Annotated in this window: 26 protein-coding genes and 2 pseudogenes; 11 read left to right on the top strand and 17 right to left on the bottom strand. The window is 60.8% G+C overall.

The window, feature by feature from the left end; all coding sequences use genetic code 11:
• The first annotated feature begins 126 nt into the window (after positions 1-126).
• Positions 127-978 (top strand): annotated as a pseudogene (locus BMZ57_RS12295) (SDR family oxidoreductase).
• A 124-nt stretch (positions 979-1,102) separates the two neighbouring features.
• Here the strand turns inward: BMZ57_RS12295 and BMZ57_RS12290 are convergent.
• The 6 genes from BMZ57_RS12290 to BMZ57_RS12265 all read right to left on the bottom strand — a co-directional run bounded on the left by BMZ57_RS12290 (position 1,103) and on the right by BMZ57_RS12265 (position 6,399).
• Positions 1,103-1,846 carry a hypothetical protein gene (locus BMZ57_RS12290; protein ID WP_010207518.1) on the bottom strand — a complete coding sequence of 248 codons (744 nt, stop codon included), beginning with the start codon at positions 1,844-1,846 and terminating at the stop codon, positions 1,103-1,105.
• A gap of 56 nt (positions 1,847-1,902) precedes the next feature.
• Positions 1,903-2,283 (bottom strand): RidA family protein, encoded by a 381-nt coding sequence (locus BMZ57_RS12285; RefSeq protein ID WP_003176922.1) that lies wholly within the window; start codon positions 2,281-2,283, stop codon positions 1,903-1,905.
• A 24-nt stretch (positions 2,284-2,307) separates the two neighbouring features.
• The gene (gene spoT, locus BMZ57_RS12280; protein ID WP_016975931.1) at positions 2,308-4,413 is read right to left on the bottom strand and encodes a bifunctional GTP diphosphokinase/guanosine-3',5'-bis pyrophosphate 3'-pyrophosphohydrolase; all 2,106 of its coding nucleotides are present in this window, start codon (positions 4,411-4,413) and stop codon (positions 2,308-2,310) included.
• A 60-nt stretch (positions 4,414-4,473) separates the two neighbouring features.
• On the bottom strand, positions 4,474-4,737 hold the full coding sequence (gene rpoZ / locus BMZ57_RS12275) for a DNA-directed RNA polymerase subunit omega (protein WP_003176920.1): 264 nt from the start codon (positions 4,735-4,737) through the stop codon (positions 4,474-4,476).
• Between the two features lie 167 nt (positions 4,738-4,904).
• Positions 4,905-5,525 (bottom strand): guanylate kinase, encoded by a 621-nt coding sequence (gmk, locus tag BMZ57_RS12270; protein ID WP_010207513.1) that lies wholly within the window; start codon positions 5,523-5,525, stop codon positions 4,905-4,907.
• A 10-nt stretch (positions 5,526-5,535) separates the two neighbouring features.
• Complete coding sequence (locus BMZ57_RS12265; protein WP_010207512.1) at positions 5,536-6,399, bottom strand: YicC/YloC family endoribonuclease; 864 nt, start codon at positions 6,397-6,399, stop codon at positions 5,536-5,538.
• A gap of 185 nt (positions 6,400-6,584) precedes the next feature.
• Between BMZ57_RS12265 and rph the strand changes: the two genes are divergently transcribed.
• On the top strand, positions 6,585-7,307 hold the full coding sequence (gene rph / locus BMZ57_RS12260; protein WP_010207511.1) for a ribonuclease PH: 723 nt from the start codon (positions 6,585-6,587) through the stop codon (positions 7,305-7,307).
• A 22-nt stretch (positions 7,308-7,329) separates the two neighbouring features.
• Positions 7,330-7,701 (top strand): DUF4870 domain-containing protein, encoded by a 372-nt coding sequence (locus BMZ57_RS12255; RefSeq protein ID WP_010207510.1) that lies wholly within the window; start codon positions 7,330-7,332, stop codon positions 7,699-7,701.
• Between the two features lie 58 nt (positions 7,702-7,759).
• Here the strand turns inward: BMZ57_RS12255 and crc are convergent, their stop codons facing one another.
• Positions 7,760-8,539 carry a catabolite repression control protein Crc gene (gene crc / locus BMZ57_RS12250; protein ID WP_003195493.1) on the bottom strand — a complete coding sequence of 260 codons (780 nt, stop codon included), beginning with the start codon at positions 8,537-8,539 and terminating at the stop codon, positions 7,760-7,762.
• Between the two features lie 82 nt (positions 8,540-8,621).
• On the opposite strand from crc, the gene pyrE reads away from it, so the two are divergent.
• Entirely contained in the window at positions 8,622-9,266 is a 645-nt protein-coding gene (pyrE, locus tag BMZ57_RS12245; protein ID WP_021492595.1) for an orotate phosphoribosyltransferase, read from the top strand.
• 201 nt (positions 9,267-9,467) lie between these two features.
• Here pyrE and argB read toward each other — a convergent pair whose 3' ends face one another.
• The 4 genes and pseudogenes from argB to coaBC form a co-directional block, all read right to left on the bottom strand.
• Positions 9,468-10,373 carry an acetylglutamate kinase gene (gene argB, locus BMZ57_RS12240; RefSeq protein ID WP_010207505.1) on the bottom strand — a complete coding sequence of 302 codons (906 nt, stop codon included), beginning with the start codon at positions 10,371-10,373 and terminating at the stop codon, positions 9,468-9,470.
• Positions 10,374-10,392: 19 nt separating this feature from the next.
• Positions 10,393-11,814, bottom strand: a pseudogene (locus tag BMZ57_RS12235) (phosphomannomutase/phosphoglucomutase); the annotation flags it as partial.
• A gap of 240 nt (positions 11,815-12,054) precedes the next feature.
• A complete protein-coding gene (gene dut, locus BMZ57_RS12225) occupies positions 12,055-12,510 on the bottom strand; it encodes a dUTP diphosphatase (protein ID WP_010207501.1) in 456 nt (151 codons plus the stop codon).
• Between the two features lie 5 nt (positions 12,511-12,515).
• A complete protein-coding gene (gene coaBC / locus BMZ57_RS12220; RefSeq protein ID WP_010207499.1) occupies positions 12,516-13,724 on the bottom strand; it encodes a bifunctional phosphopantothenoylcysteine decarboxylase/phosphopantothenate--cysteine ligase CoaBC in 1,209 nt (402 codons plus the stop codon).
• A 141-nt stretch (positions 13,725-13,865) separates the two neighbouring features.
• On the opposite strand from coaBC, the gene radC reads away from it, so the two are divergent.
• Positions 13,866-14,540 (top strand): RadC family protein, encoded by a 675-nt coding sequence (gene radC, locus BMZ57_RS12215; RefSeq protein ID WP_010207497.1) that lies wholly within the window; start codon positions 13,866-13,868, stop codon positions 14,538-14,540.
• Between the two features lie 27 nt (positions 14,541-14,567).
• Here radC and BMZ57_RS12210 read toward each other — a convergent pair whose 3' ends face one another.
• Positions 14,568-16,160: an ABC transporter substrate-binding protein gene (locus tag BMZ57_RS12210; protein ID WP_010207496.1), complete on the bottom strand. Its 1,593-nt coding sequence runs from the start codon at positions 16,158-16,160 to the stop codon at positions 14,568-14,570.
• 458 nt (positions 16,161-16,618) lie between these two features.
• Here BMZ57_RS12210 and rpmB point away from each other — a divergent pair, with 458 nt between their 5' ends.
• Entirely contained in the window at positions 16,619-16,852 is a 234-nt protein-coding gene (rpmB, locus tag BMZ57_RS12205) for a 50S ribosomal protein L28 (protein WP_010207494.1), read from the top strand.
• An 11-nt stretch (positions 16,853-16,863) separates the two neighbouring features.
• The gene (rpmG, locus tag BMZ57_RS12200) at positions 16,864-17,019 is read left to right on the top strand and encodes a 50S ribosomal protein L33 (protein WP_003176906.1); all 156 of its coding nucleotides are present in this window, start codon (positions 16,864-16,866) and stop codon (positions 17,017-17,019) included.
• Positions 17,020-17,089: 70 nt separating this feature from the next.
• On the opposite strand, the gene BMZ57_RS12195 is transcribed toward rpmG, so the two are convergent.
• Entirely contained in the window at positions 17,090-17,452 is a 363-nt protein-coding gene (locus BMZ57_RS12195) for a cupin domain-containing protein (RefSeq protein WP_010207492.1), read from the bottom strand.
• A 230-nt stretch (positions 17,453-17,682) separates the two neighbouring features.
• On the opposite strand from BMZ57_RS12195, the gene BMZ57_RS12190 reads away from it, so the two are divergent.
• Both BMZ57_RS12190 and BMZ57_RS12185 read left to right on the top strand, forming a co-directional pair.
• Positions 17,683-19,176 (top strand): aldehyde dehydrogenase, encoded by a 1,494-nt coding sequence (locus tag BMZ57_RS12190; protein ID WP_010207491.1) that lies wholly within the window; start codon positions 17,683-17,685, stop codon positions 19,174-19,176.
• Between the two features lie 150 nt (positions 19,177-19,326).
• Positions 19,327-20,469: an MFS transporter gene (locus tag BMZ57_RS12185; protein ID WP_045791504.1), complete on the top strand. Its 1,143-nt coding sequence runs from the start codon at positions 19,327-19,329 to the stop codon at positions 20,467-20,469.
• Positions 20,470-20,559: 90 nt separating this feature from the next.
• On the opposite strand, the gene BMZ57_RS12180 is transcribed toward BMZ57_RS12185, so the two are convergent.
• Together BMZ57_RS12180 and BMZ57_RS12175 are read right to left on the bottom strand one after the other, a co-directional pair.
• Entirely contained in the window at positions 20,560-22,128 is a 1,569-nt protein-coding gene (locus BMZ57_RS12180; protein ID WP_045791505.1) for a phospholipase D family protein, read from the bottom strand.
• Positions 22,129-22,190: 62 nt separating this feature from the next.
• Positions 22,191-23,615, bottom strand: coding sequence for an aminotransferase-like domain-containing protein (locus tag BMZ57_RS12175; protein WP_044288061.1), 1,425 nt, complete (start codon positions 23,613-23,615; stop codon positions 22,191-22,193).
• Between the two features lie 167 nt (positions 23,616-23,782).
• On the opposite strand from BMZ57_RS12175, the gene BMZ57_RS12170 reads away from it, so the two are divergent.
• Positions 23,783-24,007: a DUF1127 domain-containing protein gene (locus BMZ57_RS12170; RefSeq protein ID WP_010207487.1), complete on the top strand. Its 225-nt coding sequence runs from the start codon at positions 23,783-23,785 to the stop codon at positions 24,005-24,007.
• 1 nt (position 24,008) lies between these two features.
• On the opposite strand, the gene BMZ57_RS12165 is transcribed toward BMZ57_RS12170, so the two are convergent.
• Entirely contained in the window at positions 24,009-25,301 is a 1,293-nt protein-coding gene (locus tag BMZ57_RS12165; protein WP_021492602.1) for an NAD(P)/FAD-dependent oxidoreductase, read from the bottom strand.
• Between the two features lie 115 nt (positions 25,302-25,416).
• On the opposite strand from BMZ57_RS12165, the gene BMZ57_RS12160 reads away from it, so the two are divergent.
• A complete protein-coding gene (locus BMZ57_RS12160; RefSeq protein WP_010207483.1) occupies positions 25,417-25,770 on the top strand; it encodes a YkgJ family cysteine cluster protein in 354 nt (117 codons plus the stop codon).
• Positions 25,771-25,792: 22 nt separating this feature from the next.
• Here BMZ57_RS12160 and BMZ57_RS12155 read toward each other — a convergent pair whose 3' ends face one another.
• Positions 25,793-26,281: an Lrp/AsnC ligand binding domain-containing protein gene (locus BMZ57_RS12155; RefSeq protein ID WP_003176896.1), complete on the bottom strand. Its 489-nt coding sequence runs from the start codon at positions 26,279-26,281 to the stop codon at positions 25,793-25,795.
• Between the last annotated feature and the right edge of the window lie 107 nt (positions 26,282-26,388).

Below are 26,388 nucleotides of genomic sequence, written 5' to 3'. Positions count from 1 at the left end.
ATGGGCGGTTATTATTGCAAGTAATTCTTGTTAACAAAAGTAATACAGTTACTTTATTTGTCCTTTTTCTGGCCGACGGTCATCTGCGAAGGCTAACCTAGACCTTTCAGTACGGAGTTTTTTGTGATGGCAGCGCCTTCTGTTGTGATAGCCGGTTGTGGCGATGTAGGTAGTCGGCTGGCCAGCCAGTTGCTGGCCTCGGAATGGGAGGTCCATGGCCTGCGCCGCGATATTTCGCGGCTGCCTGATGGCGTGATCGGTATTGCCGGGGACTTGTTCAAGAAGGAGTGCCCTGACACCTGGCCGATCGGCGGGGTGGATTACCTGGTGTACTGCGCCGCTGCGACGGATCACGACGAGGCTGGCTATCGCGCCGCTTACGTACAAGGGCTGAAACATGTGCTGGAGTGACTGGGCGACTACGGCCAGGAGCCGAAGCACCTGCTGTTTGTATCCAGCAGCAGTGTCTACGGACAGCAGAAGGGTGAGTGGGTCGACGAAACGTCGGAAACCCAGGCGAAGGGATATTCCGGGCAAGTCATGTTGGAGGCTGAGCAGGTGGCGCTCAACAGCGGCATCCCGGCCAGTATCGTGCGCCTGACGGGCATTTATGGCCCCGGTCGCGAATGGCTGCTGACTCAGGTTCGCCAAGGCTACCGCGTCGCAATCGACCCACCTTTATATGGCAACCGCATTCACGCGGAAGACGCTGCGGGTTTGCTGGCCTTTTTGTTGCGGCATGTAGAAAAGGGCGGTTCGCTGGACAAGGTCTACATCGGCGTCGACGATGCGCCCGCGCCACTGGCCGAAGTGGTGGACTGGTTGCGCGAGTACCTGGGTGTGACCGAATGGGCCGATGACGCCAGTGTGCGGCGCGCCGGCAGCAAGCAATGCAGCAATGCGCGTATCAAGGCGCTGGGTTGGGTGCCGACGTACCCGACTTACCGGGAAGGCTACGCGGCGATCCTCAAAGGCTGAAATACGGTGAAAAATGTGGGCGCGGGCTTGCTCGCGAAGGCGCAGTGTCAGGCACTGAATGTGTTGCTGATACACCGCTTTCGCGAGCAAGCCCGCTCCCACATTTGGGTCTGTGTTCGGCTACTTATTGCTTTTCAAGCAACCACTGGCGTGGGCCTGGCGTAAACGAAGGCACTTCATCCGCCTGCGCGGTGTTGACCGCCTGGAAGATCTCCAGTTGTTTACCCTTGCGGATAAAGATCCACGGATTGCCCTGGCCATTCAGTTGCAGCCAGATGCTGTCGTAGCCGCCGCTCATGGATGCGCAATCGCCCGCCAGGCACAGCGAGTACTGATCGACATTCGGCAGGCCGGCGACCTTGCCATTAGCCTGGAACTGTACGATGGCGCCGCTGCCGAAGCCGTCGCTGATCTTCCAGTCGCCGCCCATGTAGGCTGCATACAACGCACGCTCAAAGTTGGCGCCGATGGGCGCACCGTCCGGCGCAGGCTCTTTGGGGCGGGCGAACAACTGTTCAGGCTCGTTATCATTAGCCACTTGCAGCAGTTGCTTGCCTTTGCGCTTGAGTTCGGTAGCGGAGCTGCCGTAGAAGTCCACGCTCCAGGCGCCGGATTTTTCACTCAGCAACTTGCCTTCCGCTACTTCAAAACCGTTGTAGTAGCGTGCCTGCGAGGCCTTGGTATTGACCTCCCATTCGAGGTTCGGGCCGAAGCTTTGCAGGGCTTCACGCAAAGGGCCGCCTTTGGCTGCCGCATCGATGGCGACCTGGTTGATCCAGGTGCCGCCCGCATCCCGGTCGGCAGGGTTGCTGGCGCAGCCGCCAAGCAACAGGGCGAGCAGTGATGAGGCTACAAGCGCTTTGCGCATCATGAAATCCTTCTGAAACGAAATCGGCGCAGCCTATGGGGGCTGCGCCGGGTGTTTTACTCGATGACCAGAATCGCGTCCATCTCAACCTGCGCACCCTTTGGCAGGGCGGCAACGCCGATGGCGGCGCGGGCTGGGTACGGCTGTTCGAAGTACTTGCCCATGATCTCGTTGACCTTGGCGAAGTGGCTCAGGTCGGTGAGGAAGATGTTCAGCTTGACGATGTCTTTGAACGAGCCGCCGGCAGCCTCGGCGACCGACTTGAGGTTTTCGAAGACCTGTACGGTCTGTGCTTCGAAGCCTTCCACCAGTTCCATGGTCTTTGGGTCCAGCGGGATCTGGCCGGACATGTAGACGGTGTTGCCCGCCTTGATCGCCTGGGAGTAGGTGCCGATCGCGGCTGGGGCCTTGTCACTGGTGATAACAGTCTTGGTCATGAATGACTCCTTGTAGTAGAGCGGTTATGCACGCATACGGGTGATGCGGATGACCCCGGTCAAGGCGCGCAGTTTCTTGATCACACGGGCCAGGTGCACGCGGTCGTGCACGCTGACCACCAGCTGGACCACGCTGATGCGGCCATCGCGCTCGTCCATGCTGATCTTCTCGATGTTGCCGTCGGCCGCGTTGACGCTGCTGGCGAGCAGGGCGATCAGGCCGCGCTGGTGTTCCAGCTCCACCCGCAGCTCGACGTTGAATTCGCCGGTGACATCCTTGGCCCATGAGAGCTGGATGCATTTTTCCGGGTTGTGGCGGATTTCGGTGATGTTGCGGCAGTTGTCCAGGTGCACCACCATGCCTTTACCGGCCGACAAGTGGCCGACAATCGGGTCGCCGGGGATCGGTGTGCAGCATTTGGCGTAGCTGAGCACCAGGCCCTCGGTACCACGAATCGCCAGCGGACCTTCGGGGCTCGGCAGCTGTTCGCCTTCGCCGAGCAGGCGGCGGGCGACTACATAGGCCATGCGGTTGCCCAGGCCAATATCTTCCAGCAGGTCTTCGATGGTTTCCTGGCGGTACTCGTGGAGCATCGCTTGCACGCGCTCTGTAGGAATCTTGTCCAAGGCGCTGTCGAAACCGTTGAGGACTTTGTTCAGCAGGCGTTCGCCCAGGCTGATGGACTCGGAGCGGCGTTGCAATTTGAGCGCGTGACGGATGTGCGTGCGGGCCTTGCCGGTGACCACGAAGTTCAGCCAGGCCGGGTTCGGGCGTGCGCCCGGAGCGCTGACGATCTCGACCGTGGAGCCACTCTGCAGCGGTTCGGACAGCGGCGCGAGACGACGATTGATCCGACAGGCGATGCAGCTGTTACCCACATCGGTGTGCACGGCGTAGGCAAAGTCGACCGCCGTGGAGCCTTTGGGCAGCTCCATGATCCGGCCTTTGGGTGTGAATACGTAGACCTCGTCCGGGAACAGGTCGATCTTCACGCTTTCGATGAATTCCAGGGAGTTGCCGGCCCGTTGCTGCATTTCCAGCACGCCCTTGACCCACTGGCGGGCGCGGGCATGGGTGCCTTTGGGCTGCTCGTCGCCGCTGGATTTGTAGAGCCAATGGGCAGCAATGCCGTTGTTGGCCATCTCTTCCATTTCGCGGGTGCGGATCTGGATCTCGATCGGCACCCCATGCATGCCGAACAACGTGGTGTGCAGCGACTGGTAGCCGTTGGCCTTGGGGATCGCGATGTAATCCTTGAAGCGGCCTGGCAAAGGTTTGTACAAATTATGTACAGCGCCCAGCACGCGATAACAGGTGTCCACCTTGTCAACGATGATCCGGAACGCATACACGTCCATGATCTCGTTGAAGGCCCGGCGCTTGCCGCGCATCTTTTTATAGATGCCGTAGATATGCTTCTGCCGCCCGCTGACCTCGCCCTCGATCTCGTCGATCGCCAGGCAGTGGCTCAGCGACTCTTCGATCTTGTTGACGATTTCCTTGCGGTTGCCACGCGCGCGCTTGACCGCCTGGTAGATGCGCGCCGAACGCATCGGGTGCATGGCCTTGAAACCGAGGTCTTCGAATTCGATACGAATGGCGTGCATGCCCAGCCGGTTGGCGATGGGGGCGTAGATTTCCAGGGTTTCTTTGGCGATGCGCCGGCGTTTTTCGCCGGACAGCACTTCCAGCGTGCGCATGTTGTGCAGCCGGTCGGCCAACTTGACCAGGATCACCCGGATATCGCGGGCCATGGCCATGGCCATCTTCTGGAAGTTTTCCGCCTGGGCTTCGGCTTTGGTTTCGAAGTTCATCTGGGTCAGTTTGCTGACCCCGTCGACCAGTTCGGCCACGGTTTCGCCAAATTGCGCGCTGAGCGCTTCCTTGGCAATACCGGTGTCTTCGATCACGTCATGCAGCATCGCAGCCATCAGGCTCTGATGGTCCATGTGCATGTCGGCAAGAATATTTGCCACCGCAAGAGGATGGGTGACATACGCCTCGCCACTGCGGCGGCGCTGACCGTCGTGGGCTTGTTCGGCGTAGAAATACGCTCGGCGGACCAGGTTGACCTGGTCTGGGCCGAGGTAGGCCGATAAGCGATCGGCGAGGGCGTCTATGCTCGGCAAAGTGTGAACTCCTGCCGTTGGCTGTGACCCCGCGCCGTGCTACGTCGACCAGGCATAGGCTTAGACGGCCTCGTTGGACTCGTCCTCGAACGCTGCAAACAGCGGTTCGTCTTCAACGATTTCAGCGTTGGCGATGAACTCGTAGCTCATCAGGCCTTCAGCGATTTCACGCAGGGCTACAACAGTAGGCTTGTCGTTTTCCCACTGGACCAGGGGCTCTTTGCCGCCAGTGGCCAGTTGACGGGCACGCTTGGTAGAGAGCATGACCAGCTCAAAGCGGTTATCCACGTGTTCTAGGCAGTCTTCAACGGTTACGCGGGCCATGGTATTCCTCGGAGCGAATGCAAGATGCGCGCTGCCCGGTTGGGCGAGCGGACTGAACAGTTTAAAAAATCACCAGCGTTTAGGGAAGCGCTGATTTCTCGCAGGCCCTCGCAAAACCGCTACAAGTGCCAATGTAAAGCCCTTGCAGCGGTTTTGGGAAGAGCCAATCAACCGAGCAGTTCGGCCAGTAATTTGCCGAAACGCTGTTGCTGACGCTTTTGCTGGAGTTGATTGGTGCGGAAAATCGCCTTCAAATCATCCAGTGCGTGGGCAAAATCGTCGTTGATGATCAGGTAGTCGTAGTCGACGTAGTGGCTCATTTCACTGACGGCTTCGCGCATGCGGCCTTCGATGATCTCGTCACTGTCCTGGCCACGATTGGTCAGGCGCTGGTGCAAGGCTTCCAGCGACGGCGGCAAGATGAAGATCGAGCGCGCCTGGGGCATCAGCCGGCGCACTTGTTCGGCGCCTTGCCAGTCGATTTCCAGGATCAGGTCGTGGCCTTCGTCCAGGGTCTGCTGCAAGTGGCTCTGCGAGGTGCCGTAGAGATTGCCGAACACTTCGGCGCGTTCCAGGAAGTCGCCGTGTTCGATCATCTTGACGAACTCGGTGCGCTCGACGAAGTGATAGTGCACGCCGTTCACCTCACCTGGGCGCATGGCGCGGGTGGTGTGGGAGACCGAGATGCGGATCTGCTCGTCAGCGTCGGTCAAGGCCTTGACCAGGCTGCTTTTGCCCGCGCCCGACGGGGCGGAAATGATGTAAAGGGTGCCGGTGCTGTGGGTCATGGAGGTTGCCTTACTCAATATTCTGTACTTGTTCGCGCATCTGCTCGATCAACACTTTGAGGTTGACCGCCGCGGTGGTGCTGCGCGGATCGAACGCCTTGGAGCCCAGTGTATTGGCTTCGCGGTTGAGTTCCTGCATCAGGAAGTCCAGGCGCCGACCGGCGGCACCGCCGGACTTGAGCACTCGGCGCACTTCGAGGATGTGGGTGCTCAGGCGATCCAGCTCTTCGGCGACATCGCTCTTTTGCGCAAGCAGGACCATTTCCTGTTCCAGTCGCGTCGGGTCGAGGTCGGCCTTCATGTCGGTGAAGCGGTCGAGCACCTTCTGGCGCTGGGTGGCGAGCATTTGCGGCACCAGTTCGCGCAAGGTGACAACATCTTCTTCGATGGAGGTCAGGCGCTCGTTGATCAGGCGGGCCAGTTCGGCACCTTCGCGCTCGCGGCCGGCTTTCAGCTCCTTCAAACCCTGGTTAAACAGGGCGAGGGCTTCAGCGTTGAGGGCTTGCGGGTCGGTGGCGTCGGCCACCAGCACGCCGGGCCAGGCCAGCACTTCCAGCGGGTTGAGCGCGGCGGGCTGCTTGATCAGTCCGGCGATGGTTTCGGCGGCGGCGACCAGTTGCGCGGCACGGTCGCGGTCAATCTGCAAGGCTTTGCCGGTGGTTTCTTCGGTGAAACGCAGCGTGCATTCCAGCTTGCCACGGGAAATACCCTGGCGCAGCGCTTCACGCACGGCGCCTTCGAGGTCGCGGAACGATTCCGGCAGGCGCAGGTGCGGCTCCAGGTAACGGCTGTTGACCGAGCGCAGCTCCCAGCTCAGGGTGCCTTGGACGCCGGCTTTCTCGACGCGCGCGAAGGCGGTCATGCTGTGCACCATGGAGGTACCTCGCGTTGCAGCCCGAAAACACGGGCTGATGATTAAGAAGGCGCAGGATTGTAGCGCAGTGGGGCGGACACGCCCAAACCCGAGCATTCGTAACCGAATTTTTTAGCAGTGCCCCGAATCGGCTCGCGGCTCTATAATGCTCGGCAGTTTTTCGTCCTCAGTACAGGTGTCTCCCTATGAAACGTCCAAGTGGTCGCGCTGCCGATCAGCTCCGCTCGATCCGCATCACCCGCAACTACACCAAACACGCCGAGGGGTCTGTACTGGTCGAGTTTGGCGATACCAAGGTCATCTGCACCGTCAGCGTTGAAAACGGCGTGCCGCGCTTCCTTAAAGGCCAGGGCCAGGGTTGGCTGACCGCCGAGTACGGCATGCTGCCGCGCGCCACCGGCGAGCGTAACCAGCGTGAGGCCAGCCGTGGCAAGCAGGGCGGTCGTACCCTAGAAATCCAGCGCCTGATCGGCCGCTCCCTGCGCGCAGCCCTGGACATGTCCAAGCTGGGCGACGTGACCCTGTACGTCGACTGCGACGTGATCCAGGCCGACGGCGGCACCCGTACCGCGTCCATCACCGGCGCCATGGTGGCCCTGGTTGACGCACTGAAAGTGATCAAGAAGCGCGGCGGCCTGAAGGCGGGCGACCCGCTCAAGCAAATGATCGCCGCTGTGTCGGTAGGCATGTATCAGGGCGAGCCCGTGCTGGACCTGGACTACCTGGAAGACTCGGCCGCCGAAACCGACCTGAATGTGGTCATGACCAGCACCGGTGGTTTCATCGAAGTGCAGGGCACCGCCGAAGGCGCGCCATTCCAGCCGGCCGACCTGAATGCCATGCTGGCCCTGGCCCAGAAAGGCATGACCGAAATCTTCGAGTTGCAGAACGCCGCCCTGGCTGACTGAGCCCGCCTCAAGGAGAAACGCCATGAATGACAACAGCCAAGTGCCGGTGCCGACGCCTTCCTACGAAGTGCGCCAGGGGGCAATGTTGTGCCATCTCGCGGCGTTTCTGGGGTTTGTGTTCCCCTTCGGCAGTGTCGTGGGGCCGCTGATCCTGTGGCAGATGAAGAAGGAAAAGGATGCGTTCATTGATGATCAAGGCAAGGAAGCCTTGAACTTCCAGATCACCGTGGCCATCGCCTGGATCGCTTGCATCGTGCTGGCCTTCGCGGTGGTTGGGTTTTTCCTGATGTTTGCCCTGGCGGTCGCCACGATCGTGCTGACCATCATCGGCAGCATCAAGGCCAACAAAGGGATTCCCTATCGCTACCCGTTGACCTGGCGTGTGATCAAATAATGAGCACCCACAAAAAAACCGACAGCGATGTCGGTTTTTTTGTGGCTGGAAAAAGACCTCAGATGGTCAGTGTCCAGTCGTAGTCCACGATCAGCGGCGCATGCTGCGAGAAGCGTGGCTGGCGTGGCAGGCGTGCACTGCGGACGAACCGGCGCAGACCTGGGGTCAGCAACTGGTAGTCGAAACGCCAGCCCAGGTTGAGCATCTCAGCCTGTTCGTTATCCGGCCACCAGCTGTACTGGTCGCCTTCGCGGCTGACTTCGCGCAGGGCATCCACATAGCCCATGTTGCCGACAATCTCGTCCATCCAGGCACGTTCCGGCGCCAGGAAGCCCGGGGATTGCTGGCTGTCGCGCCAGTTCTTGATATCCAGCTTCTGTTGCGCCACGTACAGCGAGCCACAATAAATGTACTCGCGACGCTTGCGTCGCTGTTTATCCAGGTAACGGGCGAAATCGTCCATTAGCTTGAACTTCTGGTTCAAGTCTTCATCGCCGTTCTGCCCCGAAGGGAGCAGCAAGGTCGCGATGCTGACCTTGTCGAAATCGGCTTGCAGGTAGCGCCCGTAGCGGTCGGCTGTCTCGAAGCCGAGGCCGCTGATGACCGCCTTGGGTTGCAACCGCGAATACAAAGCCACGCCACCTTGGGTGGGCACTTCGGCATCGCAGGCATAAAGGAAGTAGCCATCCAGTTGGAAGGCTGGGTCGTCCAGTTCAAAGGCGGAGGCGCGGGTATCCTGCAGGCAGATGACGTCGGCATTCTGGGCTTGCAGCCAACTGAGCAAACCACGCTCGACTGCAGCCTGAATACCATTAACGTTCACACTGATGATCCGCATAAATGGCCCCAAAAATCGCGTGCGTGTATGATACACGCCGTCTACCTAATTAGCTAAATCCGTGGTATCTGAGGCTTTTTTCATGCAGGCGTATCAACGCGATTTCATTCGTTTTGCCATCGATCGCGGGGTTTTGCGCTTCGGTGAGTTCACCCTCAAGTCCGGGCGCACCAGCCCGTACTTCTTCAATGCGGGCTTGTTCAACTCGGGTTCGGCCCTGGCTCAGTTGGGGCGTTTCTACGCGGCAGCCATTGTTGAAAGCGGTATTTCCTTCGACGTGCTGTTTGGCCCGGCCTACAAGGGTATCCCCCTGGCAGCTGCAACGGCCGTGGCCCTGGCGGAACATCATGGGCGCGATCTGCCGTGGTGCTTCAACCGCAAGGAAGCCAAGGCTCATGGCGAAGGCGGCAGCCTGGTGGGTGCGCCGCTGACCGGCGATGTATTGATCATCGATGACGTGATCACGGCCGGTACGGCTATCCGTGAAGTGATGCAGATCATCGCGTCCCAGGACGGCGCCAAGGCCGCCGGTGTGCTGATCGCGCTGAACCGCCAGGAGCGTGGCAACGGTGAGTTGTCGGCGATCCAGGAAGTGGAGCGTGATTTTGGCATTCCCGTGGTGAGCATCGTGTCGTTGAACCAGGTGTTGCAGTTCCTGGAGGATGATCCGCAGCTCAAGCAGCACCTGCCGGCGGTGCGTGCGTACCGCGAGCAATTCGGCGTCTGACACAGTAAAACCTGTGGAGTGGGCTTGTGTGGGAGCGGGCTTGCTCGCGAAGGCGGTCTTTCAGTGATACAGGTGCTGACTGATCCACCGCTTTCGCGAGCAAGCCCGCTCCCACAGGGGATCTCCGCACTGCTGCAAAATCAGCGCCCATAAAAAAGCCCCGCTCAATCGGATTGAGCGGGGCTTTTTAGTTTTTGGCGTTTAAGGACGCTTGCGGTTACTGATCAGCGTGCCCATGCCGGTATCCGTGAAGATCTCCAGCAGTACCGCATTCGGTACCCGGCCATCGATGATCAGCGAGCTGCCGACGCCGCCTTGCACCGCTTCCAGCGCGCAACGGATCTTCGGCAGCATGCCGCCGTAGATGGTGCCGTCGGCGATCAGGTCGTCCACCTGTTGGGTGGTCAGGCCGGTCAGCACTTTGCCTTGCTTGTCCATCAGGCCGGCGATGTTGGTCAGCAGCATCAGCTTTTCAGCTTTCAGCGCTTCGGCCACCTTGCCGGCCACCAGGTCGGCGTTGATGTTGTAGGACTCGCCATTGGCACCCACACCGATCGGCGCGATCACCGGAATGAAGTCGCCCTTGACCAGCAGGTTCAGCAGGTCGGTGTTGATGCCGATCACTTCGCCCACTTGGCCGATGTCGATGATTTCCGGCTGGGTCATTTCCGGCGTCTGACGGGTCACGGTCAGTTTTTTCGCCCGGATCAGCTCCGCGTCCTTGCCGGTCAGGCCGATGGCACTGCCGCCGTGACGGTTGATCAGGTTGACGATGTCTTTGTTGACCTGGCCACCGAGGACCATCTCCACCACGTCCATGGTCTGCGCGTCAGTGACGCGCATGCCATCAATGAAGTGACTCTCGATCGACAAGCGCTTGAGCAGGTCGCCGATTTGCGGGCCGCCACCGTGGACCACCACCGGGTTGATCCCCACGGCTTTCATCAACACGATGTCGCGGGCAAAGCCGGTTTTCAGCTCGTCGCTTTCCATGGCATTGCCGCCGTACTTGATCACCAGCGTCTTGCCGACGTAGCGTCGGATGTACGGCAACGCTTCGGACAGGACCTTGGCAGTGTTGGCAGCGGCTTCGCGTTCGAGGGTCATTCAGGGCTCCGGTAAAAAATCAGAACGGTAATTGGAGATCAGGGGCAACACGTTTCAACTGGGCGTGGAACACGTCCTTGATGCGCTGCAACTCAGCCTCGGTATCCGCCTCGAAACGCAGGACCAGCACCGGTGTGGTGTTGGACGCGCGAACCAGGCCCCAGCCTTTGGCGTAATCGACTCGCACACCATCAATGGTGGTCAGGTTGGCGCCTTCGCCCCATTGCGCATCGTGCAGTGCGTCAATGATGCTGAATTTGCTCTCCTCGGTCACATGGATATTGATCTCTGGCGTAGAAATATCGTTCGGGAAGGTCTGGAATAGCTCTTCGGCGGTGGATTTTTCCTTGCTGAGGATCTCCAGCAGGCGTGCGGCGCTGTAAATACCGTCATCAAAGCCGAACCAGCGCTCCTTGAAGAACACGTGGCCGCTCATTTCGCCGGCCAACAGCGCGCCGGTTTCCTTCATTTTCTTTTTGATCAACGAGTGACCGGTCTTCCACATTAGCGGGCGGCCGCCATATTCCTTGATCAGCGGAGTGAGGCGGCGGGTGCACTTCACGTCAAAGATGATCTCGGCGTTGGCGTTGCGCGCTACCACATCGCGGGCAAACAGCATCAGCAGGCGATCCGGGAATACGATTTCGCCGGTTTCAGTCACCACGCCCACACGGTCGCCGTCACCGTCAAAGGCCAGGCCGACGTCAGCCCCGGTTTCCTTGACCTTGGCGATCAGGTCCACCAGGTTTTCAGGCTTGCCTGGGTCCGGGTGGTGGTTGGGGAAGTTGCCGTCGACCTCGCAGAACAACGGGATCACTTCGCAGTTCAGGGCTTCGAGCAGCTGCGGGGCGATCACGCCGGCCGCGCCATTACCGCAATCCACCACCACTTTGAGGCGGCGCGCGAGTTTGACGTCACGGGTGATTTCATCAGAGTAGCGTTGCAGGATGTCAACTTTGGTGACGGTGCCCTTGCCGCTGGTCAGGTCGTTGTTTTTCAGGCGGTCGTGCAGCGCCTGGATCTGTTCGTTGGCCAGGGTGTCGCCAGCGATGACGATCTTGAAGCCGTTGTAGTCCGACGGGTTATGGCTGCCGGTGAGCATCACTCCGGATTTGCCGGCCAGTACGTTGGCTGCGTAGTACAGCGCAGGTGTTGGCACCAGGCCAACGTCACTCACATGGCAACCGCTGTCGGCCAGGCCCTGGATCAGTTGCTCCACCAGTTCCGGGCCGGACAGGCGACCGTCACGGCCGACCGAAACATTGGGCTCATCCTGGGCCAGGCTCTGGGAGCCGATGGCGCGGCCAATCCAGTAGGCGGTTTCGGCTGTCAGGGTCTTGGGCACCACGCCACGAATGTCATAGGCGCGAAAGATGCTGTCGGGGAATGTCGGGACTACTCGGGCTGCGGTACTCATCGCGGGGGGGAACTCCATCTGAAGGGGGCAAGGCTGGCCTTAATGTGGCTGACCGGCAGGCTCAAACTGAAGGGTATGACGGTGTTTTCGGCAGAGAGTTCGTGGTGCAAAAATGCCATCGGAGCGCTGGTTTCGTCTGGATTGTCGCGTAATTCGTTGATTTCTATGGAGAAATCTCGCTGATAAGGTCCGCGCATTCTTCGTCCTGAAAAGCCTTGCGGTGGCGTTTGGCCGGGCAATGGCGCCCGGCCAGATTCAGCTTAGTCAGTGACTTCCGGAATGCCCAAAACCGCCTGCGCCGCGTTGGGTTTCATCGAACTCCTCGACCAGCTCGAAGTGCGCCTGCACCACCGGCACCAGTACCAACTGGGCAATGCGCTCGCCGACGGCGATGTTGAACGCGGTCTGGCCACGGTTCCAGCACGACACCATCAGCTCGCCCTGGTAGTCCGAGTCGATCAGGCCCACCAGGTTGCCCAGTACGATGCCGTGTTTGTGGCCCAGGCCGGAGCGGGGCAGGATCAGCGCCGCCAGGCCAGGGTCGCCGACGTAGATCGACAGGCCGGTGGGAATCAGGAGGGTCTGGCCCGGCTCAAGGACGGTGTCCTCCTTGAGCATGGCACGCAGGTCGAGGCCGGCTGAGCCTGGAGTGGCGTAGGCCGGCAGTGGGAATTCGTTACCGATGCGTGGGTCGAGGATCTTGGCTTGCAAAGCGTGCATGGACATTAAACCTGGTTCAGCCGTTGGGCGATAAAAGAGATCAGTTGGCGGGCAATCTTGCCCTTGCTGGTCTGGGCGAAAACGGTGGCGTGCAACTCGCGGTCGATCACGCTGATGGCATTTTCCTCGCTGTTGAAGCCGATGCTCGGGTTGGCGACATCGTTGGCAACGATCAGATCGAGGTTTTTGTCTTTCAATTTGCGTGCTGCGTAGTCCAGCAGGTGTTCGGTCTCGGCGGCAAAGCCGACACTGAACGGACGGTCCGCACGGGTGGCGATGGTCGCCAGGATGTCCGGGTTGCGCACCATTTGCAGGAGCAGGCCGTCACCGCTTGTAGGGTCTTTCTTCAGTTTTTGCGGGGCGACGACTTCCGGGCGGTAGTCCGCCACCGCCGCCGAGGCGATGAACAGGTCGCACGGAATGGCTGCCTCACAGGCCGCCAGCATGTCGCGGGCGCTGACTACGTCGATTCGCGTGACCCGGTCAGGGGTCGGCAAATGCACCGGGCCGGTGATCAAGGTGACGCGTGCGCCTGCCTCGACCGCCGCTTCAGCCAAGGCAAAGCCCATTTTTCCTGAGCTATGGTTGGTGATGTAGCGCACCGGGTCGATGTTTTCCTGGGTCGGCCCTGCCGTGATCAGTACGTGCTTGCCGGTCAGGGCCAGGTGCTGGAAACACTCGGCGGCGCACAGCGCCAGGTCGGTTGCTTCAAGCATGCGGCCCATGCCGACGTCGCCACAGGCCTGGCTGCCGGAGGCCGGGCCGAACACTTTGAGGCCACGGCTTTGCAGGAGTTGGGTGTTGGCCTGGGTGGCCGGGTCGCGCCACATGGCCTGGTTCATGGCCGGGGCGATGGCGACGGTGGCGTCGGTGGCCAGTACCAGGGTGGTCAGCAGGTCATCGGCGATGCCCTGGGCCAGGCGTGCGATCAGGTCGGCGGTGGCCGGCGCGATCAGCACCAGGTCGGCCCATTTGGCCAGCTCGATATGGCCCATGGCGGCTTCAGCTGCCGGGTCGAGCAGGTCCAGGTGAACCGGGTGGCCGGACAGCGCTTGCATGGTCAGTGGGGTAATGAACTCACTGCCACCGCGGGTCATGACCACGCGCACTTCGGCGCCTTGGTCCAGGAGCCTGCGAACCAGTTCTGCGCTCTTGTAGGCGGCAATGCCGCCGCCAACGCCGAGAACGATGCGTTTCCGATACAGACGCTGCATTGGTTTGCCTTTCCAGTTCAGTGATGCCAGTTCAGTGACGCCTGCGATGCCCCCTCCCCAGGGGAAATCACATGCAAAAAAGAGGGCCTACGATAACACAGCGTCCGCGAGGCAACAGCGGCGTACGCGCAGGGAGGTGGGATGAGTATTCGTGATTGGCCGGTGGCAGAACGGCCCCGGGAAAAGCTTTTGGAGTGGGGCGCGGCGAGTCTGTCGGATGCCGAACTGTTGGCGATCTTCCTGCGTACCGGGGTTTCCGGCAGGAGCGCGGTGGATCTGGCGCGCCATCTGTTGGCGCAATTCGGTGGCTTGCGCCCACTGCTGGAGGCCAGCCAGACGTTGTTCAACCAGCAACTGGGCCTGGGGCCGGCGAAGTTTGCCCAGTTGCAGGCAGTGCTTGAAATGGCCAAGCGGCACATGGCCGAGCGCCTGCGAAGCGAATCGGTGCTGGAAAGCCCCGTGGCCGTGCGGGACTACCTGAAGGCCATGCTGCGCCATGAGCCTCATGAGATCTTCGGCTGCCTGTTCCTTGATTCAAGGCACAGGGTGCTGGGCTTTGAGGCGTTGTCCCAAGGCACCATCGACGCGGCGATGGTGTATCCCCGGCAGGTGGTCAAGCGCGCTTTGGCCTACAACGCGGCGGCGTTGATCCTGTGCCATAACCATCCTTCCGGCAGCCTTGAGCCGAGCGCAGCTGATCGAAAATTGACCAGGTTGCTGCAGAAAGCCCTGGAAGTGGTGGATGTGCGGGTGCTGGATCACATCATCGTGGGGGATGGCGATCCGTTGTCGATGGCGGAATATGGGTGGATTTAGCCCGCCCCATCGGGACGGGCCTGGTGCTCAGGGCTTGACGCTGACTTTCGAGAAATCCTGGCGACCGAACGGACTCACCTGGTAGCCCTCAACATTCTTGCGAGCCAGGGCAAACGCCGTCGGGTGCGCGAGCGGCAACCACAGCGCCTGTTGCTGGATCTGCGCCTGGGCCTGCTGGTACAGCTTACTGCGTACGCCTTGCTCGCTGGTGGTCTTGCCGGCGCTGATCAGTTTGTCCAGCGCAGGGTCGCAGTAGCGCGCGAAGTTGGTGCCGGATTTTACCGCTGCGCAGGAAAACTGCGGGGTCAGGAAGTTATCCGGGTCGCCGTTGTCGCCGGCCCAGCCCATGAACAGCAGGTCGTGTTCGCCGGCCTTGGCGCGACGAATCAGCTCGCCCCATTCGATCACGCGGATCTCGGCCTGGATGCCGACCTTGGCCAGGTCAGCCTGCAGCAGCTGTGCGCCAAGGTTTGGGTTGGGGTTCAGCAGACTACCGGTAGGGCGGGTCCAGATGGTGGTCTTGAAACCGTCCTTGAGCCCGGCGCGGTCCAGCAGTGCCTTGGCTTTGGCGAGGTCCTGTGGATAACCGGGCAGATCCTTGGCGTAGCTCCAGGTGTTGGGCGGGTAGGGGCCGTTGGCGGCTTCGGCGGTGCCTTCAAATACGGCCTTGAGGTAGCTGCCCTTGTCGAACGCCAGGTTGATCGCCTGGCGCACTTCTGGCTTGTCGAGAGGCGGGTGCTGGCTGTTGATGGCCAAGAAGGCGGTCATGAAGGCCGCCGTTTTCTCCACCTTGAGCGCCGGGTCTTTTTCGGCTTCGCCCACATCCAGCGGCTTGGGTGACAGGGCGATCTGGCATTCGTCGCGATGCAGTTTCTGCAGGCGCACATTGGCGTCCGGGGTGATGGCGAAGATCAAGTTATCCACAGGCGGTTTGCCGGCGAAGTAGTTCGGGTTGGCCTTGTAGCGCACCACGGCATCTTTCTGGAAGCGGCTGAAGATGAACGGCCCGGTGCCGATCGGCTGGCTGTTGAGCTTTTCCGGGGTGCCGGCCTTGAGCAGTTTTTCGGCGTATTCCGCCGGGTAGATCGAGGCAAAGCCCATGCTCAGGGCGGCGAGGAAGGTGGAGTCGGCGTGATCCAAAGTGAAGCGCACGGTCAGCGGGTCGAGGGCGTCGATTTTCTTGACCAGCGTCGGCAGTTGCAGCGACTGCGCGTGGGGGAAGCCGCTCTGGGCGATCTTGTGCCATGGGTTCGCGGGGTCGAGCATGCGCTCGAAGCTGAAGCGCACATCTTCGGCGGTCAGGGTGCGGCTTGGTGTGAAGTACTCGGTGCGATGGAATTTCACATCCGGGTGCAGCTTGAAGGTATAGGTCAGGCCATCCGGCGAAACTTCCCAGCTGTCCGCCAGGCTGGGCACCAGTTTGCCGCTCGCCGCATCGTAGTCCACCAGGCGGTTCATCAGCACGTCGGCCGAGGCGTTGGTGGTGGTCAGCGAGTTGTATTGCACCACATCGAACCCTTCGGGGCTGGCCTCGGTGCAGACGCTCAAGTTGCTGGCGGCAGAGGCCAGCGGCGCGATAAAGAGAGGGGCGAGCAATAGCGGTAGGGCAGCGAGGCGCATGTTCGGTTTCCTTTGCAGATCGAAGGCCCATCTGCGAGTGCAGTCTGGAAAAGTCCTACCGTAGTGGTCTGATTGGTAAATGACTAGCCCATTTTTGCCTGTGCTTTTGCCCCAAATACTGTTTTGATGGCACCTCAGCGCGTTTTGTCGTGCACTTCACCGTGCCCGCGAGCGCTGTAAATCATTCTGTGCGACGAGCGGTCGGCTGTGACAGCGGCCCCTCCTGGCAACGGTTCAGGCGTCTGCCGCCAAGATTTACGCCAGTAAAAACACTCGGGCTGTTGTTGCACTGGGGTCTTTCTGGTATAAAGCAGCGCTCTTTTCTAGGGGCCCGGTTCCTTCGCTTGTAGGTGTAGCCGGTAAGACCCTAAAGAAACGCGGCGCCTGGCGCCAAATGACTGAGAGATTAAGCGGCCAACCCATGCCGGGTTGGGCATGTGGTTTTAGAGGGCTGAGGCATGTCGAGAGTCTGTCAAGTTACCGGTAAGGGTCCGGTGACTGGGAATAACATTTCCCACGCAAATAACAAAACCCGTCGTCGTTTCCTGCCGAACCTGCAGCATCACCGCTTCTGGGTTGAAGAAGAGAAACGTTTCGTCCGTCTGCGCGTATCTGCTAAAGGCATGCGCATCATCGACAAGCGTGGCATCACTGTCGTGCTGGCTGAATTGCGCCGCGCTGGCACAATCTAAGGAGCTATATCATGCGTGAATTGATTCGAATGATCTCTAGCGCCGGTACTGGTCACTTCTACACTACCGACAAGAACAAGCGTACTACCCCGGACAAGCTCGAAAAGAAAATGTTCGACCCGCGCGTTCGCAAGCACGTGATCTACAAAGAAGGCAAAATCAAGTAATTGATTTTCCTCCTTGTGAAAAAAAGCCCGTATCTCACGATTCGGGCTTTTTTTTGCCTGCGATTTGCCGTCAGGCTTTCTGCTCGAACACCACGTAGATCTTGCGGCAAGGCTCCAGCACTTCCCAGGTACCGCTGAAGCCGGCGGGGATCACGAAACGGTCGCCGGCGCGCAAGGTCTTGGCATTGCCGTCGGCATCACGTAGCACGGACACGCCCTGCACAATCTCGCAGTATTCGTGTTCGGTGTAGTTGACCTTCCACTGCCCGACTTCACCTTCCCACACGCCGGCACTCATCTGTCCGCACGGGCTGTTGTAGTGGTTATAGATCGTTTGCTCGGGATCGCCCTTGAGGATTTTTTCGGCAGCGGGGCGGTAGCGTTCTGGGGCGGTGCTGGCTTGGCTGAAGTCGACGATGTCCTGGATGCTCATGTGCGTGTCCCGTCTGGCCTGCGGTTGGAGAACCCAAAGTCTATGTTTATTAAAATGAACATCGCAAGGGCGTTTGCCGGGGTTATGTCAAATATATTGAAACATCCCCAGCCGCTGGTTTAGGGTGGCAGCTGCCTTGAGCCGAACAGCAGGCTGGCCGGGCAAGAATTCTTTGAGGCTGCCGGGGGACACCGCCCGGCCCTTGTATTCAATAAGAGGAGGACACTCGCATGACCACCCTGACCCGTGCCGACTGGGAACAACGCGCCAAGGATCTGAAGATCGAGGGCCGTGCCTATATCAATGGCGAGTACACCGCCGCCGTATCCGGTGACACCTTCGAATGTATCAGCCCGGTCGATGGCCGCCTGCTGGCCACTGTTGCCAGCTGTGACGCGGCCGACGCCCAGCGCGCCGTGGAAAACGCCCGCGCCACCTTCAATTCCGGTGTGTGGTCGCGCCTGGCGCCGGCCAAACGCAAGTCCGCCATGCTCCGTTTCGCCGCGTTGCTCAAGGCCAATGCCGAAGAGCTGGCGCTGCTCGAAACCCTGGACATGGGCAAGCCGATCAGCGACTCCCTGAACATCGACGTACCCGGCGCGGCCAATGCCCTGAGCTGGAGCGGAGAGGCCATCGACAAGATCTACGACGAAGTCGCCGCGACCCCACACGACCAACTGGGCCTCGTGACCCGCGAACCCGTTGGCGTGGTTGGCGCTATCGTGCCGTGGAACTTCCCGTTGATGATGGCCTGCTGGAAACTCGGCCCGGCGCTGTCCACTGGTAACTCGGTGATCCTCAAGCCGTCCGAAAAATCCCCGCTGACGGCCATCCGTATCGCGGCCCTGGCCGTTGAAGCCGGTATTCCAAAAGGCGTGTTCAACGTGCTGCCGGGCTACGGTCACACCGTCGGCAACGCGCTGGCGCTGCACATGGACGTCGACACCCTGGTGTTCACCGGTTCCACCAAGATCGCCAAGCAACTGTTGATCCGCTCCGGTGAATCGAACATGAAGCGTGTGTGGCTGGAAGCTGGCGGCAAGAGCCCGAACATCGTGTTTGCCGACGCGCCTGACCTGCAAGCCGCCGCCGAATCCGCCGCCGGTGCCATTGCCTTCAACCAGGGCGAGGTCTGCACCGCAGGTTCCCGCCTGCTGGTGGAACGCTCCATCAAGGATAAATTCCTGCCATTGGTGATCGAGGCCCTCAAGGGCTGGAAGCCCGGCAACCCACTGGACCCGGCAACCAATGTGGGCGCGCTGGTGGACACCCAGCAAATGAACACCGTGCTCTCGTACATCGAAGCCGGCCATGCCGATGGCGCCAAGTTGGTCGCCGGTGGCAAGCGCACCCTGGAAGAAACCGGTGGCACTTATGTCGAACCGACGATTTTCGATGGTGTGACCAACGCCATGAAGATCGCCAAGGAAGAGATTTTTGGCCCCGTCCTGTCGGTGATCACCTTCGACAGCGCCGAAGAAGCTGTCGCCATCGCCAACGACACCATCTACGGCCTGGCCGCAGCCGTGTGGACAGCCGATATCTCCAAGGCGCACCTCACCGCCAAGGCCCTGCGCGCCGGTAGTGTGTGGGTCAACCAGTATGACGGCGGCGACATGACCGCGCCGTTCGGTGGCTTCAAGCAATCGGGCAACGGTCGCGACAAGTCGTTGCATGCGTTCGACAAGTACACCGAGCTGAAGGCGACCTGGATCAAGCTCTAAGCAACACCGCAGTCCAAATGTGGGAGCGGGCTTGCTCGCGAAAGCGGTATGACAGTCGACATCAATGTTGAATGTGCAACCGTTTTCGCGAGCAAGCCCGCTCCCACACTGTTTTGCATGACCTCAAGAATTATCCACAGGAGCGTGGAAATGCGTTGGGCGACTTATTTCGCAGTCCTGGCTTCGGTGCTCAGTGTCGGCCTGGCCCTGGGCGTCAGCATGCCGCTGGTGTCCCTGCGCCTCGAAAGCTGGGGCTACGGCAGTTTCGCAATCGGCGTGATGGCAGCGATGCCGGCCTTTGGCGTACTGCTGGGCGCGAAGGTCTCCAGTCGCATGGCCTCATGGCTCGGCACCGCCAACCTCATGCGCCTGTGCCTGTGGGCGGGCGCGGTGTCCATCGGCTTGCTGGCGATCCTGCCCAGCTACCCGGTGTGGTTGGTATTGCGCCTGATGATCGGCGTGATCCTGACCATCGTATTCATCTTGGGCGAAAGCTGGATCAACCAGTTGGTGGTGGAGCAGTGGCGCGGACGGCTGGTGGCGCTGTATGGCTGCAGCTATGCCTTGAGCCAGCTGTCGGGTCCGTTGCTGCTGGGCCTGATCGGCACAGGCCAAGACTACGGCTTCTGGGTCGGCGTGGGCTTGTTGGTAGTGGCGCCATTCCTGTTGCTGGGCCGCTCCGGCGCGCCCACCGCCGAGTCCTTCAGCGTGACCTTCGCCGACCTCTGGCGCTTCTGCCTGAGCCTGCCCGCGATTGCCTGGGCGGTGGCGTTATTCGCCGCGTTCGAGGCGATGATTCTGACGCTGTTGCCGGTGTATTGCCTGCAGCAGGGCTTCACCGCCGAGATGGCCCTGGCCATGGTCAGCACCGTAGTGGTCGGCGATGCGCTGCTGCAATTGCCTATTGGCGCATTGGCCGACTACCTGCCGCGACGTACGCTGTTCCTGAGTTGTGCGGTGCTGTTACTGGTGTCGAGCCTGGCGATTCCACTGCTGATGCACACGCCGCTGATCTGGCCGGTCTGGGTGGTGTTCGGCGCGAGTGCCGGAGGGTTGTTCACCCTGTCGTTGATCCTGATCGGCGAGCGCTACCGTGACGATGCACTGGTACGCGCCAATGCCCATGTGGCGCAGTTGTGGGGGATCGGTTGCCTGATCGGTCCGCTGGTGGCCGGCGCTGGCAGCCAGTGGATCAGCGGGCATGCGTTGCCGTTGCTGATGGCGGCCGGTGCGCTGGGCCTGGTGCTGTTGTTGCTGCGCCAAGGCGCATTCGGAGCGGCACAACCGGTGTAGGAGCGAGTTTGCTCGCGAAGAACTCAAGGACGCCGCGTTAAACCAGGCGGCACGCGTTATCGTTAACGTTTTTCGCGAGCAAGCTCGCTCCTACAGCAAGCGTTCCAGGCCTACTGAGGTGGCAAACCAGGCATTGAACCGTCGCCACCAACTGCCAGGCTCGCGGGTCAAGGTGTGCAGTTGGCCGTTATCTTCGGTCACCCACACGACTTGGCCGTCCTGCAGCTTCGCCTCGTAGCTCAAGGGCGGCGCCATGCCTTGCAGCGCCAGGTTGCGCACATGTTCTGCCAGCTCAGGGCTGTCGACCAGCACACCCACTTCGGTATTCCACAGCACCGAGCGCGGGTCGAAGTTGAATGAACCAATAAACGACTTCTCGCGATCAAAGATCATCGCCTTGCTGTGCAGGCTCGAATCGGAGCCCCTGAAGGTGCCTCGGCGAAACAGGTGTGGGCCGCTGCCGCCACTGGGGTCGCCCGGTTGGCGGCGCAGCTCGTAGAGTTTCACGCCGTGCTCCAGCAGCGCCTTGCGATAGGGCGCATAACCGCCGTGCACGGCAGGCACGTCGGTGGCTTCCAGGGAGTTGGTCAGCAGGCTCACCGACACACCGGCATCGGCGCGCCCGGTCAGGTACACCAGGCCGGGTTGCCCTGGCACGAAGTACGCCGAGATCATTATCAGCTCATGATTGACCCCTTCCAGCTCCGGTGCCAGTTGGGTGGTGAGCAACAACCGAGGATCCGGGTCGGCCTTGGCCAGCACCTTGCTCGGCGCGTCCCACAATGCCTGGTTCCAGGCCCAGATCAGCTCGCGGCGCCAGGTGTCCATGCGCGGTTGGGTCTGGTAGGTGCGCAAGCGGTTGTACAACGCGTGGTTCTGCTGGCGCGATTCGGCCAGGGACGCTTCCAGGCGCACACGCGCGGCGGCCAGGTCGCTTTTGGAGGGCATACTGGCGACAAAGTCATCGATCGGCTTGCTCAGGGCGCTGTTCCAGTATTGGTCGAAACTATGACCAAGCTGCTCGGCGACGGGCCCCACGCTGAGCATGTCGATATCGGTGAAGTTCAGGTTGGGCTCAGCGTCGAAATACTCATCCCCCAGATTGCGTCCGCCGACGATCGCCACGCTGTTGTCCGCCAGCCACAGCTTGTTGTGCATGCGCCGATGCTGCAGCGACAGGTTGAACAGCCGTCCCATGGCCCGTGTGGCACCCGTGCTGCGGCCCAGGTGCAAGGGGTTGAACAGGCGGATCTCGATCTTGGGATGGGCGGCGAGGGTGGCGATGATCTGGTCGAGGCCGTCGCTGGTGGTGTCGTCCAGCAGGATGCGCACGCGCACGCCACGGTCAGCAGCCTTGAGCAGTTCGTCCACCAACATGCGCGTACTGATGCCGTCATGCACAATGTAGTACTGCAGATCGAGGCTGATCTGGGCGTTGCGGATCAGTTCGGCGCGGGCCATGAAAGCCTCGCTGCTATTGGGCAGCAGGCGAAAGCCGGAGCGGCCTTGATACGGCGCCGCCTGCGCCTGGATCGAGCGGCCGAACGATGATTGTGCGGCGGGCAGGGCGTCGCTGGGGATGCGCGGTGTGCTCACCGTTGCGCAGCCGCCCAGGGCCAGGGCTCCCAGCAGGAAAAACGGTAATAGCCGTTGAATCATCAAGGGAGTTGCTTCCAGATCAGGGCGGTTGTCGGCATGTGACGGCAAATTCCTGCAAAAGGTCAGTCGGCCGCCTCGGCCAGCATCTTGATTGCGGCAGCACCCACCTTGCGTACGGCTTCTTCAATCTGCGGCGTTGGCTTGGCAGCGTAGTTCATGCGCAGGCAGTTCCGGTATTTGCCCGACGCCGAAAAGATGCTGCCGACGGCCACCTGCACGCCTTGCTCTACCAACACACGGTTGAGCTTGAGCGTATCAAAGCCTTCCGGCAGCTCGATCCAGAGCATGAAACTACCCTGGGGCCTGCTGGCGCGGGTGCCGGTAGGGAAGTAGCGGCTGACCCAGTCGATCATCAAGTCACGATTACGCTGGTATTGGGTACGCATCCGCCGCAAATGCGGTTCGAAGTGACCACCTTTCAGGAATTCGGCAATCGCGATCTGCGGTTGGGTTGCGGTGCAGCCGGTGCTGATGTATTTCATGTGCAGCACCCGTTCCAGGTATCGGCCCGGTGCGACCCAACCGATGCGCAAACCCGGTGCCAGGGTTTTCGAGAATGAACTGCACAGCAATACACGGCCGTCTTCGTCGAAGGACTTGATGGTGCGCGGGCGCGGGTAGCTGTAGGCCAGCTCGCCATACACATCGTCTTCGATGATCGCCACGTCAAAGCGCTGCGCCAGGGTCAGCAGCGCCTTTTTGCGCGCCTCGGGCATGATGTAGCCCAAGGGGTTGTTGCAGTTGGGGGTCAGCTGGATGACCTTGATCGGCCACTGTTCCAGCGCCAATTCCAGGGCTTCAAGGCTGATGCCGGTGATCGGGTCGGTGGGGATTTCCAGGGCTTTCATGCCCAGGCCCTTGAGGGTCTGCATGGCGCCGTGAAAGCTCGGCGAATCCACCGCGACAATGTCGCCTGGCTCGCAGATCGCATGGATGCTGGCGGACAGTGCCTCATGGCAACCGGTGGTGATCACGATGTCCTCGGCCGTCAGCTGGCAGCCGGAGTCCAAGGAGAGACGGGCGATTTGCTCGCGCAATTCCACACAGCCGAGGATGTTGTCGTAATACAGGCCCGGTAGATCCTGGCGGCGACTCACGCGGGCCAGGCTGCGCAGCAGGGGCTTGATGGTCGGCGACAATACATCCGGCATGCCTCGGCCCATCTGTATGACATCCTTGCGCGGAACTGCGCGAATCAACTCCAGCACCTGATCCCACTGGGAGATTTCCACGGGCCGCTGTGCCGGACGGCCGACCTCGGGCAGGGCCGGCAGCTCGCGACCTACCGGCACGAAATAGCCGGATTTTGGCTTGGGCATCGCCAGGCCGTTGTCTTCCAGCAATCGATAGGCCTGCTGCACGGTGCTCAGGCTGACCCCATGTTCCACGCTCAAGGCCCGTACAGAAGGCAAACGATCACCGGGGCGATAGAAGCCCTGTTCGATGCGGGTGCCCAGCAACTCGGCGAGGTTCATGTACAGGGTCATGGCGTTTGCTCCCGATAAACCATTACAGATAGGCAGAAAATACAGGATTCAGCCAACCATAGGCAGTATCTGTATGTATTTAATAAAGGTGGGTTGAATCTGTAATGGTTTCTGCCGTACGCCCATGCTTGTCACTCAAGGCAACAATGCAAATGAGGGGCAGCAAAATGAACGGCATGAGCGATGTGCGGCTGGCGTTACACAGTCAGGAACTGGAGGCAGAGCAGGAGCGGGCTACGGCGCCGCGCGACATCGGCCGCTGGAGTCTGTTCTGGCACCGTCGTCACACGCGCAAGGCTCTGCTGCATCTGACGAGCGAACAGCTGCGCGATGTCGGATTGACCGCCGAACAAGCGCGCCAGGAAGGTCTGAAATCCTTCTGGCGCGATTGAATCACATCCGCTCTTTGAGGCGGTGCCAGAGCATCCCCAATGCCAGCAGCGGCGAGCGCAGGTGCTTGCCGCCGGGGAAGGTGATGTGCGGCACCTGGGCGAACAGGTCAAAGCGCCCCTGTTGCTGGCCACTGATGGCTTCGGCCAGCAACTTGCCCGCCAGGTGGGTGGCGTTGAGGCCATGGCCGGCGTAGGCCTGGGCGTAATACACGTTGGGTTGGTCGGTCAGGCGGCCAATCTGCGGCAAGCGGTTGGCACCGATACCGATCATGCCACCCCATTGATAATCGATTTTCACGTCGGCCAATTGCGGGAACACCTGCAGCATTTTCGGGCGCATGTAGGCGCCGATGTCCTTGGGATCGCGACCGGAGTAATGGCAGGCGCCGCCGAACAGCAGGCGACGGTCGGCGGACAGCCGGAAGTAATCCACCGTGACACGCTGGTCGCACACCGCCATGTTCTGCGGCAGCAAATCGACAGCTTGGGCTTCGCTCAACGGTTCGGTGGCGATGATGTAGCTGCCGGCGGGCAACACTTTGCCGCTCAGGCGTGGGTTGAGGCCATTGAGGTAGGCATTGCAGGCCAGCACCAGGGTTTTGGCGCGTACGTTGCCCTGGGCGGTGTGTACGTTGACTTCGGGGCCGTAGTCGATGCGCGTGACTTCGGACTGCTCGAACAGCTTCACGCCCAGCTGCTGCGCGGCGGCGGCCTCACCAAGGGCCAGGTTCAGCGGGTGCAAGTGGCCGGACCCCATGTCAATCATGCCGCCTACATAACGGTCCGAGCCGATCACGCTGCTCATTTGGTCAGCGTGCAGCAGGCGCACTTCATGGCGATAGCCGAGGCCGCGGAGCTCTTCGGCGTCTTCGGCCAGGCCTTGCAGGTCGCGGGACTTGTTGGCCAGGTCGCAGTAGCCCCACGTCAAGTCGCAGGGGATCTGGAAGCGTTCGACGCGCTCACGCACGATCTCCACCGCTTCCAGGCCCATCAGCTTCATCTGGCGCACGCCTTCGGTGCCGATCACGTTGGCGAACTGGTCCAAGCCATGCCCGACGCCACGAATCAATTGGCCGCCGTTGCGTCCGCTGGCGCCCCAGGCGATCTTGCGTGCCTCCAGCAACACCACGCTGAAACCCCGCTCGGCCAGCTCCAGCGCCGTGTTCAGCCCGGAAAAGCCCCCGCCGACCACGCATACATCGGCCGTCATGTCGCCCGTCAACACCGGGTAATCGGGTTGCGCCACACTGCTGGCTGCATAATAGGACGGAGTGTGCCGGGCGCTGGCAGTCATGGGGAGCATCCCTGTTTGGAAAATTTGACGCAGGATACAGCGGTCGGACAAAACTGTCTGCGCAGGGCGTTTTGCGTCAGAATCCACGTCTATTCGCCGTTCGGTATGTGTTTCGATGAGTTGCAACAGTCAGAAAATCAGCGCGCTGCGTCGGCAGATTCCTTCGTTCGAGTGCGTTCCCGGTTGCCACGACTGCTGTGGGCCGGTGACCACCTCGCCGGAGGAAATGTCGCGCCTGCCGCGCAAGACCGCCGCCGAGCAGGACGCGGCCATGGATGAACTGAACTGCGTGCACCTGGGCCCCCACGGCTGCACGGTGTACGACGAGCGACCGTTGATCTGCCGGCTGTTCGGCACGACCAAGACGTTGCCGTGCCCCAACGGGCGCAGGCCGGTGGAGCTGATTCACCCGCGGGTGGAAAAACAGATCCACGAATACATGGCGAGTACCCGGCAGGTACTGGTTTAACTCGGTTACTGTGTTGTGTCAGTCAGTCCGGGATCGGAAGGTTCAGGCTCTCCTTCACTTCTTCCATCACGATATAGCTCTTTGACTCCCGCACATGGGGCAACTTGAGCAGGATATCGCCCAGCAGTTTGCGGTACGACGCCATCTCGGAAATTCGCGCCTTCACCAGGTAGTCGAAGTCGCCCGACACCAAGTGACACTCCAGCACATGGGGCAGTTTCAACACGGCGCGGCGGAACTCCTCAAAGGTGTCGCCGGACTTGTAATCGAGGCTGATCTCGACAAATACCAGCAAACTGCCTTTCAAATGCTGCGGGTTGAGCCGCGCGTTGTAGCCCATGATGATCCCTTCACGCTCTAGCCGGCGCACGCGCTCGGTACAGGGCGTGGTCGACAGCCCGACCTTTTCCCCCAGCTCCGTAAACGAAATACGCCCGTCGGTTTGCAGGATGCGCAGGATGTTGCGGTCGATCTTGTCCAGCTCCCGCTTGGTCTGGGTGTTGGTACGCATAGGGGATACGCCTCTGTGAAAAGGGTTTTTGCCGAGTATTGTCGCCAAATATAGGCAGTTATATAGTGAAATGCACTGGCAATTGTTTTTTACACTGCGCTCATCAT

It is taken from the genome of Pseudomonas simiae (assembly GCF_900111895.1).
Taxonomy (GTDB): domain Bacteria; phylum Pseudomonadota; class Gammaproteobacteria; order Pseudomonadales; family Pseudomonadaceae; genus Aquipseudomonas; species Aquipseudomonas simiae.
The sequence above is the reverse complement of the archived record's forward strand: the minus strand, read 5'-3'. Positions and strand labels throughout refer to the sequence as shown.